This window comes from Pseudoalteromonas arabiensis (genome assembly GCF_001550155.1).
In the GTDB taxonomy this organism is placed as follows: Bacteria; Pseudomonadota; Gammaproteobacteria; order Enterobacterales; family Alteromonadaceae; genus Pseudoalteromonas; species Pseudoalteromonas arabiensis.
Window position 1 is genome coordinate 656,875 of sequence record NZ_LRUF01000008.1, and the last position, 14,056, is coordinate 670,930.

Consider the following 14,056-nt stretch of genomic DNA (forward strand, 5'->3'; position numbering starts at 1 on the left):
TGTGTCTTTACTTGACTACTTCCGCTCAGAGAAGAAAAGCAGTGCGTCATTAGCAAAAGAGCGATTGCAGATCATTGTCGCACACGAGCGCTCACAACGTGGTACACCTGATTATCTGCCACAGCTAAAACAAGATATTCTTGATGTGATACGCAAATATGTGAATGTAAATACCGATGCTGTTCAAGTTCAGTTTGATCAAAATGAAGATGACTTAGCAGTACTTGAGTTGAACGTGACTCTGCCAGAAGAAGAAAAGAAATAGTCAAAATTGGGCGCTTTGTTAATGCTAACAGCGCCCTTTTTTATTTCCGCCACTGCATATGAAACTCATAGTCGTCTGCACCTAGCGTTTTGAATCCTGCCCGTTGATATAACCCATACGCTGGGTTTGCTTTTAGCACCGTTAAATTAATTTCTGATGCTTGTGCTTTTAGTGCATTTAACACCTGAGTGCCTAGCCCTTTGCCCTGCTGTTTGGGTGCTATTTGTAGCTGTAATAAACTGATTGCTTGGTCACTGACGATGAACTTGGCAGCGCCTACACATTGCCCATCATTTAACACTAAGTGGCTGTGTTCAAAGTGTTCTGCCACTCTTGCTTGATGTTGTTCAAGTGATAAAAATAACCCTTGGTTCTCAAGGTGTTCAACCATGGTTTTTAACCTTAAGTCGAGTAAATAGGCTTTGTCTTGCTCGGTAGCCGCTACAAATTTAATCATTCTTGTCTTAAAAAAGAAAAAGGTACTTTAGTAAAAGTACCTTTTTAGGTTGCAACAAACAACATGTCGGTTAGAAGTTATAATTTGCGCCTAAGTAAAAACGACGACCCGAATACTGGTTATAAGTAAAGCGATTACTTTGTTTCCAATAACCTTCTTCAAGCTCTTCTGTTAGGTTTACTACAGATGCAGTAAATGAGAGCTGCTCAGTTAGATTATATGATGCATTCACATCTAGCTGACCATAGTCTTTGGTATACAAGTTGTAGCCTTGGTGAATACCGTTGGCACGGTCATCTTTCCAGTTATAAGAGGCGCGAACGCTAAAGTCATCGTTCTCAAAATACACTGAAATATTATATTGATGCTTAGCTGTACCTGGGATCTCAGCATCTGTTTTTTGCCCGTCTGTTGAGACTTCGCTGGTGCTGGTATCAGTGTAGGTGTAGTTAGTTAAAATACCAAAACCATTATCAAACGAATGCTGGAAGAACAGTTCTAAACCCTCTGATTTTGCATCGCCGCCCCCTACTTTGGTGTTCATTTCAACTTCAATTGGGCCATTACAACAATCGTGTTCACGCTCTACTATTTCTACTGTCGAAATTGGTAAGTTAGAAATATCTTTAGAGAATAAAGTCGCACCCAGTGCAGAACCATCGCCGTAATACCATTCAATACCTAAATCGAATTGGTCAGATAACATAGGTTCAAGCCCTGTGTTTACTGAGGTACCATTACCACGGCCTGTCCATGAATCTGGCGAGTTAATGTTAACTGGAGGACCGTATGACTCTGCTTGGCTTAAGTCTGAATAACTCACTCTTGCCATGGTGCGTGCTGCTGCAAAACGAACAACAAGGTCTTCGGTTGCATCCCATGCAAGGTTAAAACTTGGTAATACTTCGCTGCCATCACTACTACGCTCATTCGGATCAGTATCGTCATCGTCTTGACCAATGACATCATCGTAGGTCAAGGTGCTAAGCTCTGTATTGACATAACGCACACCCACATTGCCGCGGAAATCTTGCCATTCAAAATCAGCTTGGGTGTAAACAGACCAAATTTTCTCTTCAAGGGCATAAGTACCCGAAAGCGTAGGCACAACTGTTTGGCTAAAGTTTTCTTTTAGGTAATCATCCAGTGCCCTGAAATCAAATGCTAAAAAGTTAAATGCGCCTGTATCCCCAGCGCTATTATCCACCACATGATCGCTCACCAGTGTTGGTGCATCTGGATGAAAATCAGGATTATGGAACCACTCTGTACCTGGTAAGTAACCACGGTAACCGCCATTGTCAGCTATGCCATCATCCCAACGAAAATCATTACGCATCCCTTTAATTTCGTGGTCGCGATATTTGCCCCCCACATACACACGGGTAAAAAAGCTGCCATCAAGGTCAAATTTTACGTCTGTTTGAATGTAATCTTCAGAGTCTTCATTTTCAGATGAGTAAGAGTCAAACCAATCATAGTATTGATACGCTTCTTTATCGGTGGCTAAATCAGTCGACACTTCATAGCTTGGTTTTCCGTTTTCAATTGACCATAACCAACTGTTCACTGAGCCTTGCCGTGCATCAATGTTGGCGTAGGTTTCTTTTGATGTACCGCCCTCTGCTTCTGTATGACCAAGTTTTAACGTAATGCTATATGCATCACCATAATAAGTGCCTTCAAAATCATAAGTATTTGATTTTGATTCACCAAAACGCTCACGCCCTGTTAGCTGCGGCGATAATAAACCACGGCGAACCGGCACGCCGCCGTTTACATCGGCATCACCCCAGTTATTATCATTGAGTAAACCGTTATCGGCATTACCGTAGGCAACTACGGTATCGCCATCAAGTACTATGCCGTAATACGGGTTGTGGTTATCGTTCCACTCTGCAAAGGTAATGCTTTGCCCTGTTTGGTCGTAGCCTAACTTGGCACCAAAATAGTTAAAGTTTAAATCAAGTCTGTCACTCGGTGCCCACTGAACAGCCACTTGATAACCATCTCGAGTGCGGTCTTGGTTTGAGTTGTTAACACTCATCGCACGCGGTGCCCACACATTGTTGTACACTTCCCCAGTGGCTTGGTCTACTAGAGCTGGACGCTCTGCCCCTTCAACAGTATCTGAATGAAAGCGCCAATGTGACGCATTGTTAGTGATAGTTGTTACGGTGCGGTCTTGGCGTGTGAAGCCTGCTAAAATACCGAAGTTTTCCTCATCGTTTTTCCATGAGTACAATACATTCACTTGTGGTTTTGTGTCTTCAGACACATCATCGTAAGTCACCTCAGCACTTAACGCCCCTGAATTTACTTCCATTTCAAGTGGTTTACGGGTGTGTAGTATAACTGTGCCGCCAATACCGCCTTCATCAATACGTGCCTCAGCACTTTTGTACACTTCTACACTTTTGATCATGCTTGATGGCAATAACGTGTAGTTAAAACTACGGGTAGGGGCACCTGAACCTGATGATGCAATATAGTTACCGTTTAATTGAGTAAGTGTCCAATCCGGTGACGTACCACGAATACTGACGCGGCTACCTTCACCGCCATCGCGATCAATGAGTACGCCTGATACACGTTGTAATGAATCAGCGACGTTTTTATCAGGAAATTTACCAATATCTTCTGCGGTAATTGCATCAACCGTGGCAGCTGAAAGTCGTTTTATTGCTAAGTTCTCTGCGGTTGATGAACGAATACCACGTACTTCAATCACTTCTACGTCTTCATTCGCTTGTTCAGCGGCGTAACCTGTGTTGATTGCCGAGAGTAACGAAATCACAATTGCATTACGTTTAAAATGCCGTCCTTGCTCTTTTATTTTTATTACACTTTGCTTGCCCATGCTCATCTCCAGTTGTGTGTTCTGCACGCTTTATGAGATCTATACATCTCATAAAACATTTTATTGTTATCGGTTTAAACTGATTATTGGGAGTTAATAGCTTGTTAAACTCAGTTTCAGAATAGGGGGAGCGGTCAAAAAGTGATAATAAAAATTCGGTGACCGATATAACAAAATCGGCGCAAGGAATATTTTATATTCATTTTTATATATTCTACTTTATAGTTAACCTTATGTTTTATGTGCGTAAACCAAAGTTTCAAAGAACACACCGTAAAATATAAGTAATTGATAAAAATAGATTAAAATACATAAAATACTTTCTGATAAAACAAGTGAAATAAGTGACTAGAAACTAGGTGTAATAGATATGGTAAAAACACAACTATGAACAATGGTAAAATCCTTGAAGTCTGTCTAAATGAAAGCGACTTAAAGCAACTTGCAAACAACGTTTTTACGGCTTGCAACTTAGGCGCAAAGCGCTTTGAGCTATGCAGCAATTTACACCTAGGAGGCTTAACACCCAGTATTTCAGCAATTGAATGCGCATTGAAAAGCCTGACCAGAAATACCGAGCTATTAGTAATGATACGACCAGAAGCTGGCAATTTTACTGTTCGTACTGAGTGTCATAAATTAATGGAAAAACAGATAAAACTCGCAGCTAATCTAGGGGCACATGGGGTAGTATTGGGTGCAGTCAAACAAGGAAAACTTGATTTAAACGTGACTCGCTCTTTAGTTGCCACAGCTAAACAGCATGGCTTAATGGTGACCTTTCACCGTGCATTCGATACCCTTACAAACCCGTTATGCGCACTTGATACACTCATTAGCTTAGGAGTTGACCGTATATTAACATCAGGCACGCCGTGGCAAAGCGGGCAAAGTGCCGTTGATGGTCTAAATCAGCTCAACACATATTTAGCGCAGAGCGCCAATCAAATAGAAATTGTTATGGGTGGCGGCGTTACCCTAGAAAACGCGGAAGCTTTTTGGCAATTAATACAAAATTATTCAGCAAATGCATCTGTGCATGTACACTCTTGCGTGCATAACGCACAAGGTGCAATTAACGCTGAGGCTATCTATAAGCTACTTTCAAAGGATTAAGCATGGCGAAAAAAGCAACGTATTTTTTAGGTATTGATGGCGGTGGCAGTAAGTGTAAAGTTCGTTTAGAAAACGAAAATGGCTCTTTGCTTAGCGAAGCCATAAGTGGCTCAGCAAACGTGGCCACCAGCTGTCAACAAAGCCAAGACTCAATACTGCACGCCACTGAGCTTGCTTTTCATGAGGCAGGGCTTGCCTTAAGCGAGCTCAAAAACACCTATGTGCATGCTGGGCTTGCCGGTGCCAATATCGACTCTGCCTATCAAGCCATGACCAAATGGCAGCACCCTTTTGCTAAGTTTACTCTTTCAACAGATATGCTGATTGCGTGTAAAGGCGCACACCAACACCATGATGGCGCGGTGATTATTATTGGCACCGGCTTTTGTGCAGGCTACCAACAGCAAAACCAATTTAGTGAATTGGGAGGCTATGGTTTATTGTTGAGCGATGGTGCCAGTGGTGGTTGGTTAGGCTTACAACTTTGCCGTAAAGCATTTGAAGTACTTGATGGTGTTGCGAAAAGTTCCGCTGCTGTAGATACCCTGCTCACCCAGCTTAACTGCAACTCAAGCCAAGCGTTAAGTCAGCGTTTAATATCAGCACGCCCTGTTGAGCTCGCCAAATTTGCACCGCTGGCTTTTAGCTATTCTGATGACGCTTTTTGTCAGCAATTAATAAATGAAGCGTGCGCATACATTACCCGCTATATCGCTTACTTTGAAAAACAAGGTATTGAAAACGTTACCTTGATGGGCGGCATTGCCAGTGCCATCACGCCTTATTTAACTGATGCCAGTAAAGCGCGTTTAACCCCCGCCCTTGCCAGTGCTGAGCAAGGGGCTATTTTAATGGCAAGAGCGGCAATTTAATCGCCGAGTTGTGAGCGCATTTGTGAGGGAATTTCACCAAACAAACGCCGAAATTGTTTGCTGAAGTAACTCGGTTCAGAAAACCCACACTGATAAGCCACTTGTGAAATAGGCAGTTGCGTTTCAATGAGTAGCTTGCGGGCATTTTCGAGGCGCACTTCGTTAATAAATTGATTGGGAGTTTTTGCTAAGTGCTTTTTAAAGCGGCGCTCTAAAGCACTTACCGACAAGTGCGCAAGCTCTGCTAATTCATCAATGCTGATCTGACGATGATAATGCTCGCGAATAAATTTTACCGGCTCTTCAATTGCCCTTACATGAGAAAGTGCTTTTGAGGTTTTTTGTAGATGTCGAGTCACTCCATAAGTACCAATCACATTGCCATCGTGATCTTTTAAAGCATGCTTTGACGTTGAAAACCAACCAAGCTCACCTTGTTGAGTTTGGTTGAGCTCTAAACGGTCAGTCACTATGAAGCCTTCCATCACTCGCTTATCATCATTGACGTATTGAAACGCCAAGTGTTTTGGGGAAAAATCGAAGTCTGTTTTTAACAATATTTGCTCAAGTGTTTTATAACCCTGATGCTCAATAAAATGTTGATTACAATGCAAGATTCTACTGTCTGTGTCTTTTACCCAAAAGAGAATATCTGGCAATAAGTCAAATGCAGCAATCAACTGATTTACACCAGCTTTTTTTATTATTTCTTGTATATCCATCGCTCAATTTTGTCTCTTTCCCGAATAATGCTATATATTTTAAACGCCGATTTTGTTGCATTGTCAACCGAATTTTTATTATCACTTATTGCTCAAGCTTTCCTATTATCAATAACATGAGATTAACAGTAGCTAACGCTATTTAAATTAGGAGCGCTTAAGATGAGCAAAGCTAAGATCCGCATGGCAATGGTAGGCGGTGGCGATGGTGCCTTCATTGGCGCTATTCATCGAATTGCAGCGCGGTTAGACGGGATGATAGAGCTTGTTGCAGGCGCATTCAGTTCAGATGCAAACAAATGTAAAGCAACTGGCGAACTACTCGGGCTTGATAGCAGTCGTTGCTACGACAGTTACCAAAGCTTATTTATCGAAGAAGCAAAATTACCCGCTGATGAGCGTATCGACTTTGTGGCTATTGTAACACCCAACCATTTGCATTTTCCGGTCGCAAAAATGGCGCTTGAACATGGTTTTCATGTGCTATCAGATAAACCCGCAACGCTCACTCTCGCAGAAGCAGAGCAATTACAAGCCATCATTGCAAAGCAGCAGGTTTTATATGGGTTAACCCACACTTACACAGGTTACCCTATGGTCAAAGAGGCCAAACATCGCATTAAAGCCGGTGAGCTTGGCACTATACGTAAAGTGATTGTTGAGTACACCCAAGGTTGGTTAGCACACAGTGAAGACGAAGGCTCAAAACAAGCTAGCTGGCGTTTAGACACCAGTAAGTCTGGCATTAGTTGTTGTATGGGCGACATTGGCGTGCATGCAGCTAACTTAGCCGAGTATGTCTCTGATCTCGAAATCACCGAGCTTTGTGCCGATTTAAATCATGTGGTTGAAGGTCGCGCCCTTGATGACGATGGCACCGTGCTACTTAGATTCAATAATGGTTGTAAAGGCGTTTTACTGGCAAGCCAAATCGCTATTGGCGATGAAAACAACTTACGGCTACGTATTTACGGCGACAAGGCAAGCCTTGAATGGTCACAGCTTGAACCTAATAGTTTATGGCTGCGTGGTCACAACCAACCCTCTATTTTACTGCGAGCGGGTGTGGGTGAATTACACCCTGACACACAAAACGCACTGCGCGCCCCTGCAGGTCACCCTGAAGGTTACCTAGAAGCATTTGCTAATATCTACAGCAATTTTGCAGCACAAATTCACGCATTTAAACAAGGCGATAGAGCAACAAACTCAGCATTTGATGTGCCTGGCATCAATGAAGCTATACGTGGTATGGCATTTATTGAGCACGTAGTTGCTTCATCGAAGCAAGACATTAAGTGGCACAAATTACAGATTGGATAATAAAGAATGAATAAAATCAAAGGGCCAGCAATTTTTTTGGCGCAGTTTATTTCTAAAGAAGCCCCCTTTAACAGCCTTCGTGGCTTATGTAAGTGGGCAAGCGGTTTAGGTTACAAAGCGATTCAAGTACCTACCTCTAACCCTGAAATTTTCGATTTAGAAAAAGCCGCCCAAAGTCAGCAATACTGCGATGAAGTCACTGGTATTGCCACAGAGTATGGACTTACAATTTCAGAGTTATCAACACATTTGCAAGGTCAGTTAATTGCTGTGCACCCTGCGTACGATGAAATGTTTGATAACTTTGCCGCAGAGCATGTAAAAGGTAACCCTGCAGCACGTACAGAATGGGCAACAGAGCAACTGATGCTAGCTGCTAAAGCCAGTAAGAACCTGGGGTTAACAACTCATGCGACTTTTTCGGGTTCTTTTTTATGGCATACCTTTTACCCGTGGCCACAACGCCCACAAGGACTCGTTGAGCAAGGTTTTAATGAGCTTGCTAAGCGTTGGTTACCTATTTTAGATTGCTTTGACGAGCATGGTGTAGATGTCTGTTATGAATTACACCCGGGTGAAGACCTACATGATGGTGTGACATTTGAGCGCTTTTTAGCGGCAACTGATAATCATCCGCGCGTTAATATTCTTTATGATCCGAGCCACTTCGTATTGCAACAGCTCGACTATTTAGCGTTTATCGATATTTATCATTCGCGCATTAAAGCGTTTCATGTCAAAGATGCCGAATTTATCGCAAATGGCCGCTCAGGTGTTTATGGCGGTTTTCAAAACTGGCAAGACCGACCGGGTCGTTTTCGTTCTTTAGGAGATGGCCAAGTAGATTTTAAGCAAATCTTCAGCAAGTTAACTCAATATGGGTTTGATGGTTGGGCTGTACTTGAATGGGAATGCTGCTTAAAGCACCCAGAAGATGGGGCAAGAGAAGGCGCTGAGTTTATTAAAGCCCACTTAATAAATCCAACAGACAAAGCCTTTGACGATTTTGCCAGTGGCACAACAAACACTGAGCGTAATAATCGAATTTTAGGTTTATAAAACCGACAACAATTGAACACACAGGACACACAATATGGACAACAATAATTATAACCGCATTGTCTTTCGGCTTTGCTGTATAGCACTGATTGTGACCTCTATGACCTTTGCCATTCGTGCTGGTATTTTGGGTCAACTTGGCAGTGAGTTTGGCTTAACCGACACCGAATTAGGTTGGGTTAATGCCATGGCATTTTTAGGCTTTCCGGTTGCGACTATGGTCGGCGGTATTATTTATAATGCCATTGGCGCGAAGAAATTAGTGGCGTTAGCCTTTATCTGTCATTTACTTGGTCTTGTTTTGACGATAACAGCTGATGGTTTTTGGGGCTTACTGGTTTCTACTTTTTTGATTGGTTTTGCCAACGGCGCTGTTGAAGCGGGCTGTAATCCACTGATTGCAGAAATGTACCCTAAAAACACCACCACCATGCTAAACCGTTTTCATGTTTGGTTTCCAGGTGGCATTGTGATTGGCGCACTTGCCTCTAACTTTATGTCGGGAGCGGGTTTAAACTGGCAATGGCAAGTGGCGTTAATTTTAGTTCCAACCGTTATTTATGGCGCGATGCTAATTAAAGCGCAGTTTCCTAGCTTTGATACGCGTGCTCACTCAACCAGCAGTAATATTCGCCACTTATTCACGCCGTTATACCTCTTTTTAATTGCCTGTATGACACTCACAGCAACCACTGAGTTTGGCACGCAACAATGGATTGAGCGTATTCTAGGTTCATCGGGTGCCTCTCCTATGGTGGTATTAGCCTTAATCACTGGCCTGATGGCGATTGGTCGCTTCTTTGCTGGCCCCATTGTGCACAAGCTCAACCCTACCGGTGTATTACTTGGTTCAGCCATTTGTGCAAGCTTAGGTATATTTATGATGAGCCAAGCCGAGGGCAGCATGATTTATCTAGCAGCCATATTATTTGCACTTGGCGTTACCTACTTTTGGCCAACCATGCTTGGCTGCGTTGCTGAATACATTCCAAAGTCAGGGGCGCTGGGTATGTCGTTAATGGGCGGTGCAGGCATGTTTGCGATGAGCATTTGGAACCCTGTAATTGGTAGCTGGATAGATACAGCACGCTCATCGGCAGAAGCAAGTGGCGCAAGTGCTGAACAAATTGAAATTTTAGCCGGACAGGCTGTATTACAAAACCTACTGATCTTCCCAATTATTTTAATCGTCGCATTCATTGGGTTGCATTTAGTAATTAATAACAACAAACGCACCGAAAAATGTGCGTCTTAAGCAAGTAAATCGTCGAGGAACACTATGTTTAAATCTCTTAAAGCACTGACTTTAATGCTCACCGTTAGTAGCTGTGCACTCGCTAATGCGGCTGACAATCAGCTTACACAACAAGAAAAGCAAGCTGGCTGGCAGTTGTTATTTGACGGTAAAGATATGTCGCAATGGCGCAATTTTAAAAGCGAATCTTTAAACCCTGCATGGGTCGTTGAAGATGGCGCTATGACACTAACCAAAGGTGGCGGTGATCTGCTCACTAAAAAGCAGTACCAAAACTTTGAATTAAAGATTGATTGGAAAATCTCTACCAAAGGCAATAGTGGCATTTTCGTACTGGCTGATGAAACTGGGCAGATGATTTACTCTCATGCGCCTGAAATTCAAATTATTGATAACGAAGAACACCCAGATACTGAAATTGACTCGCATTTAGCGGGGTCAATTTACGATTTATTTGCTGCGCCAGTTGCAGCGCACAAACCAGCAAATAGCTGGAACCATGTACGTATTAAGATGCAAGACAACCATTTACAAGTTTGGCAAAACGGTATTAGCACCACCAGCATTGTGATTGGTAGTACAACCTGGAATACCCTTGTTAAAGGCAGTAAGTTTGCAACCTGGCAAAACTTTGCAACGGCTGAACAAGGTCATATTGGGCTTCAAGACCACGGCGACAAAGTGTGGTTTAAAAATATAAAAATCAAGGAGCTATAAGATGTCTGATTTTAAACACAAGGTATTAGTAGTTGGCTCTGGTGCTGGCGGTGCCATGGCTGCTTACACGCTGACCAAACTTGGCCACAAAGTGTTATTACTTGAAGCCGGTCGTAATTATGACCCGAAAACAGAAAGCCCGATGTTTCGTCGTAACAACGAAGCCCCACTTATGGGTGCCGGTAATAAAGACAAAAACTTTGGCTTTTACGACGCAACTGTTGATGGCGGCTGGCAAGTGCCTGATGAGCCATACACTAGCGCAAAAGGGAGCGACTTTTATTGGTGGCGCGCACGTATGCTAGGTGGTCGAACAAACCACTGGGGCCGCTATTCATTACGCTTTAGCGAGCACGATTTTAAAGGCAAAAGCCGTGATGGTCACGGTGCTGACTGGCCTTTTGAATACGCTGATTTAGCACCTTGGTACGATAAAACTGAAGAACTTGTTGGTGTATGTGGCACCAATACAGGCCATGAAGATATGCCAGATTCATCGCCAGGTATTTTACAGCCACCACCGAAGCCGCGTGTTCCTGAGCTTTTAATTGCCGCCTCTGCAAAGAAAATGGGCATCCAAGCAGTGCCTATGCACCGCGCGGTATTGACCCGCCCGAAAGATGACCGCATGGCCTGTTTTTATGCAACGCCTTGTGGCTCGGGTTGCTCGATTGGCGCCGCTTTTCAAACGACGACATCATTACTGCCAATGGCAAAAGCTACCGGTAACTTAAAAGTCATTACCGATGCCATGGTGAAATCAGTCAAGGTTGATGAGCAAGGTAAAGTAACTGGCGTAACCTATGTTGATAAACATACGGTCACTGAGCATGCCATTGATGCTGATGTGGTTATCTTAGCAGCCAGTGCCTGTGAATCAGCGCGTATCTTATTAAACTCAAAAAATAAAAAGCACCCTAAAGGCCTTGCTAATTCAAGTGGCCAAGTAGGTAGAAACTTAATGGATTCGACGGGTGCATGGTTAGGTGCACAAATTCCAGCACTTAAAGGCCGCCCACGCTATAACGAAGATGGCCATACCGCTAACCACTTATTTATTCCTTGGTGGGGTCATCAAGCACAAGCTAACAATGAATTAGATTTCCCACGTGGTTATCACTTTGAAATTGGCGGTGGCTTTAGGCAACCAGGCTCAGGTGTATCGGGTGATAAACAAGGTTATGGTCCTGCCCTTAAACAACAAATTCGTGATGCATATGGCTCTTACGTTGGCTTTGCTCTACGTGGCGAAATGTTACCGAACAAAGATACCTATATGGAAATCGACGAAAAGGTTAAAGACAAATGGGGTATTCCGGTATCAAAGTTCCACTTTAAGTGGTCTGACAGAGAGTTAAAGCAAATCGAACATGGTTTAAAAACCGCGAAGCAAATCTTAGAAAACATGGGGGCGACCGTTGGCGAGCTCCCGCCTGCAGAAAAAGCCATTTCTAAAGGTGGCGAAATCATTCACGAAGTGGGCACGACTCGAATGGGGAGCTCAAAGAAAGATTCGGTCACCAATCAATGGGGTCAAACATGGGATTGTAATAACCTATTTGTAATGGATGCCGGTGTATTTGCTTCTAACCCCCATAAAAACTGTACGCTCACCATCATGACACTGGCAATGCGTAATTCAACTTGGCTTGCTCAACAAATTGATAACGGGGTACTTTAATTATGCATCATCGTAACGAACATGACTCATATAACTATGTTTCTAACATGAGCCGCCGTGAGTCTTTAAAATGGCTTGGCCTATTAGCTGCGGGCTCGGCGGTTGGTTTAACTGCTGGCTGCACAAAAGCACTTGAAGATGACGGTGCTGTCTCTGCAAAAGAGCATTGGCCTGATTTAGATATTAAGCCTGTCACCGCTAAAGGCTATGGCCAAGATCCTAATTTGGTGATGCCACCAGAATCACCTTGGCCGCTGACCTTAACAGCGGACGAGCTTACGTTAGTAGCGCTTTTATCTGATTACATTGTACCGCGCGAAGGAGAAATTCCTTCAGCCAGTGAGCTACAAGTACCGGCAGTTATTAATGAGTGGGTAAGCGCGCCTTATGAAGGCCAACAACGCGATAGAATTAAAATTTTAAATTCACTCGCGTGGCTTAACGATGAAGCACAGCTTCGTTTTAAAAAGCAATTTGTTGCGCTTAACGAAAAGCAACATCGCGCGATTTTAGACGATATTGCGTTTTTAAACGAGCAGACACCTCTGCAATTTCAGCGTATTGGTAAAGCCTTTTTACGCTTTAAAGAGTTAGTGCTTGCTGCCTTTTTCTGTACCCCTGAAGGCTGTAAAGACATAGGTTACCTTGGTAATGTACCAATTGCTGGTGATTACCCTGGCCCTTCTGATGAAGCAAAAGCTCATTTAGATCAGGTTTTAGCTGAGCTTGGTTTAAGCGAGTACGCCTATACCGATTAACTTTCCCCCCTTGTGTTGTTTTATAACACAGTTTAATGCAGGGGAGCTCTCCCCTGCTTTTTTAGGATTTAAGTATGTTTAAAACCCGCATTTTATTGCTCATTTTTAGCCTTGTATTTAGTGGTCAATTATTCGCAAAACTGCCAGTGAGTGTGCAGTTATGGTCAGTCAAAGACACCTTAAAAAATGACTTTCATGGTACGCTTAAGTCTCTTGCCGAAATGGGCTTTGACGGTGTTGAGTTTGCCGGAGATTTTGGTCCATACTCAAATAACCCAGCAGCCTTAAGAGCAAAGCTCAGTGAATTTGGCTTAGTTGCTAGTAGTGCCCATATAGGCTTTGATGCGCTCAGTGAAAACACAATTGATAGCACCCTGCTGTTTTACAAGACCCTTGGTGTGAACACACTTTATATACCTTGGGATGAGCGAGCATGGCACCCAGAGGGTGTTAAATCTCTGGTTAAAGAGCTCACTAAAGTCAGTGATTATGCAACCCGCTTTGATATGAAGATCGGTTTTCACAATCATAATAAAGAGTTTAATGCATTTAATAACGCAACGTTTTGGGATTACATTGCCACTAATACACCCAAGACCATGCCATTGCAGTTAGATATAGGCTGGGTCAATTACGCAGATAAAGATCCAATCTACTTTATTAAAAAGTACCCTAACCGTACACTTGCAACGCACATTAAAGTACGCACGATTAAGGGCAGCAACATGAGCCCGATTATTGGTGAAAACAACATTGATTGGTCTGCCATCATCGATACGTTAGAATCGCACGGCGACACCAAGTGGCTAGTGATGGAACAGGAAGAATACCCAAACGGACTAACCCCACTACAAAGCGTTGCTAAATCAAAACAAAACTTAGATAAGATTTTACAGCATCGCTAAAGAGTTCAGCATTATAGGTCCACAATTTTTGTAAAAATAAGTATGACCTTGCTAATTCAACTCCAA

At 43.1% G+C, this 14,056-nt stretch carries 13 protein-coding genes; 10 read left to right on the plus strand and 3 right to left on the minus strand.

The features are described from left to right. Nucleotide 1 precedes the first annotated feature (1 nt). On the plus strand, nucleotides 2–265 hold the full coding sequence (gene minE / locus PAARA_RS05560; RefSeq protein WP_062568059.1) for a cell division topological specificity factor MinE: 264 nt from the start codon (nucleotides 2–4) through the stop codon (nucleotides 263–265). A gap of 40 nt (nucleotides 266–305) precedes the next feature. Here the strand turns inward: minE and PAARA_RS05565 are convergent, their stop codons facing one another. Beyond that, on the minus strand, nucleotides 306–722 hold the full coding sequence (locus tag PAARA_RS05565; RefSeq protein WP_062568060.1) for a GNAT family N-acetyltransferase: 417 nt from the start codon (nucleotides 720–722) through the stop codon (nucleotides 306–308). Nucleotides 723–792: 70 nt separating this feature from the next. Next, on the minus strand, nucleotides 793–3,582 hold the full coding sequence (locus PAARA_RS05570) for a TonB-dependent receptor (protein ID WP_062568061.1): 2,790 nt from the start codon (nucleotides 3,580–3,582) through the stop codon (nucleotides 793–795). A 387-nt stretch (nucleotides 3,583–3,969) separates the two neighbouring features. Between PAARA_RS05570 and PAARA_RS05575 the strand changes: the two genes are divergently transcribed. Beyond that, a complete protein-coding gene (locus tag PAARA_RS05575; protein WP_062568062.1) occupies nucleotides 3,970–4,698 on the plus strand; it encodes a copper homeostasis protein CutC in 729 nt (242 codons plus the stop codon). A gap of 2 nt (nucleotides 4,699–4,700) precedes the next feature. Continuing rightward, nucleotides 4,701–5,570 (plus strand): glucosamine kinase nucleotide-binding domain-containing protein, encoded by an 870-nt coding sequence (locus PAARA_RS05580; protein WP_062568063.1) that lies wholly within the window; start codon nucleotides 4,701–4,703, stop codon nucleotides 5,568–5,570. Here the strand turns inward: PAARA_RS05580 and PAARA_RS05585 are convergent. Then, nucleotides 5,567–6,292, minus strand: coding sequence for an AraC family transcriptional regulator (locus PAARA_RS05585; RefSeq protein ID WP_062568064.1), 726 nt, complete (start codon nucleotides 6,290–6,292; stop codon nucleotides 5,567–5,569). The two genes, PAARA_RS05580 and PAARA_RS05585, sit on opposite strands and share 4 nt — an antisense overlap. Nucleotides 6,293–6,454: 162 nt before the next feature. On the opposite strand from PAARA_RS05585, the gene PAARA_RS05590 reads away from it, so the two are divergent. The 7 genes from PAARA_RS05590 to PAARA_RS05620 all read left to right on the plus strand — a co-directional run bounded on the left by PAARA_RS05590 (nucleotide 6,455) and on the right by PAARA_RS05620 (nucleotide 13,990). Next, complete coding sequence (locus PAARA_RS05590; protein ID WP_062568065.1) at nucleotides 6,455–7,615, plus strand: Gfo/Idh/MocA family protein; 1,161 nt, start codon at nucleotides 6,455–6,457, stop codon at nucleotides 7,613–7,615. A 6-nt stretch (nucleotides 7,616–7,621) separates the two neighbouring features. Further along, complete coding sequence (locus PAARA_RS05595) at nucleotides 7,622–8,674, plus strand: sugar phosphate isomerase/epimerase family protein (protein WP_062568066.1); 1,053 nt, start codon at nucleotides 7,622–7,624, stop codon at nucleotides 8,672–8,674. Between the two features lie 34 nt (nucleotides 8,675–8,708). Further along, nucleotides 8,709–9,929, plus strand: coding sequence for an MFS transporter (locus tag PAARA_RS05600; protein ID WP_062568067.1), 1,221 nt, complete (start codon nucleotides 8,709–8,711; stop codon nucleotides 9,927–9,929). Nucleotides 9,930–9,953: 24 nt separating this feature from the next. Beyond that, nucleotides 9,954–10,646 carry a 3-keto-disaccharide hydrolase gene (locus PAARA_RS05605; RefSeq protein ID WP_062568068.1) on the plus strand — a complete coding sequence of 231 codons (693 nt, stop codon included), beginning with the start codon at nucleotides 9,954–9,956 and terminating at the stop codon, nucleotides 10,644–10,646. Nucleotide 10,647: 1 nt separating this feature from the next. Next, nucleotides 10,648–12,327, plus strand: a complete 1,680-nt coding sequence (locus tag PAARA_RS05610) for a GMC family oxidoreductase (protein ID WP_062568069.1) — start codon at nucleotides 10,648–10,650, stop codon at nucleotides 12,325–12,327. A gap of 2 nt (nucleotides 12,328–12,329) precedes the next feature. Then, nucleotides 12,330–13,085, plus strand: coding sequence for a gluconate 2-dehydrogenase subunit 3 family protein (locus PAARA_RS05615; protein ID WP_062568070.1), 756 nt, complete (start codon nucleotides 12,330–12,332; stop codon nucleotides 13,083–13,085). 74 nt (nucleotides 13,086–13,159) lie between these two features. Further along, complete coding sequence (locus PAARA_RS05620) at nucleotides 13,160–13,990, plus strand: sugar phosphate isomerase/epimerase family protein (protein WP_062568071.1); 831 nt, start codon at nucleotides 13,160–13,162, stop codon at nucleotides 13,988–13,990. Nucleotides 13,991–14,056 lie beyond the last annotated feature (66 nt).

Coding starts and splice junctions, on each gene's coding strand:
- PAARA_RS05565 (WP_062568060.1), bottom strand. CDS start 722: ATGATTAAATTTGTAGCGGCTACCGAGCAAGACAAAGCCTATTTACTC.
- PAARA_RS05570 (WP_062568061.1), bottom strand. CDS start 3,582: ATGGGCAAGCAAAGTGTAATAAAAATAAAAGAGCAAGGACGGCATTTT.
- PAARA_RS05575 (WP_062568062.1), top strand. CDS start 3,970: ATGAACAATGGTAAAATCCTTGAAGTCTGTCTAAATGAAAGCGACTTA.
- PAARA_RS05580 (WP_062568063.1), top strand. CDS start 4,701: ATGGCGAAAAAAGCAACGTATTTTTTAGGTATTGATGGCGGTGGCAGT.
- PAARA_RS05585 (WP_062568064.1), bottom strand. CDS start 6,292: ATGGATATACAAGAAATAATAAAAAAAGCTGGTGTAAATCAGTTGATT.
- PAARA_RS05590 (WP_062568065.1), top strand. CDS start 6,455: ATGAGCAAAGCTAAGATCCGCATGGCAATGGTAGGCGGTGGCGATGGT.
- PAARA_RS05595 (WP_062568066.1), top strand. CDS start 7,622: ATGAATAAAATCAAAGGGCCAGCAATTTTTTTGGCGCAGTTTATTTCT.
- PAARA_RS05600 (WP_062568067.1), top strand. CDS start 8,709: ATGGACAACAATAATTATAACCGCATTGTCTTTCGGCTTTGCTGTATA.
- PAARA_RS05605 (WP_062568068.1), top strand. CDS start 9,954: ATGTTTAAATCTCTTAAAGCACTGACTTTAATGCTCACCGTTAGTAGC.
- PAARA_RS05610 (WP_062568069.1), top strand. CDS start 10,648: ATGTCTGATTTTAAACACAAGGTATTAGTAGTTGGCTCTGGTGCTGGC.
- PAARA_RS05615 (WP_062568070.1), top strand. CDS start 12,330: ATGCATCATCGTAACGAACATGACTCATATAACTATGTTTCTAACATG.
- PAARA_RS05620 (WP_062568071.1), top strand. CDS start 13,160: ATGTTTAAAACCCGCATTTTATTGCTCATTTTTAGCCTTGTATTTAGT.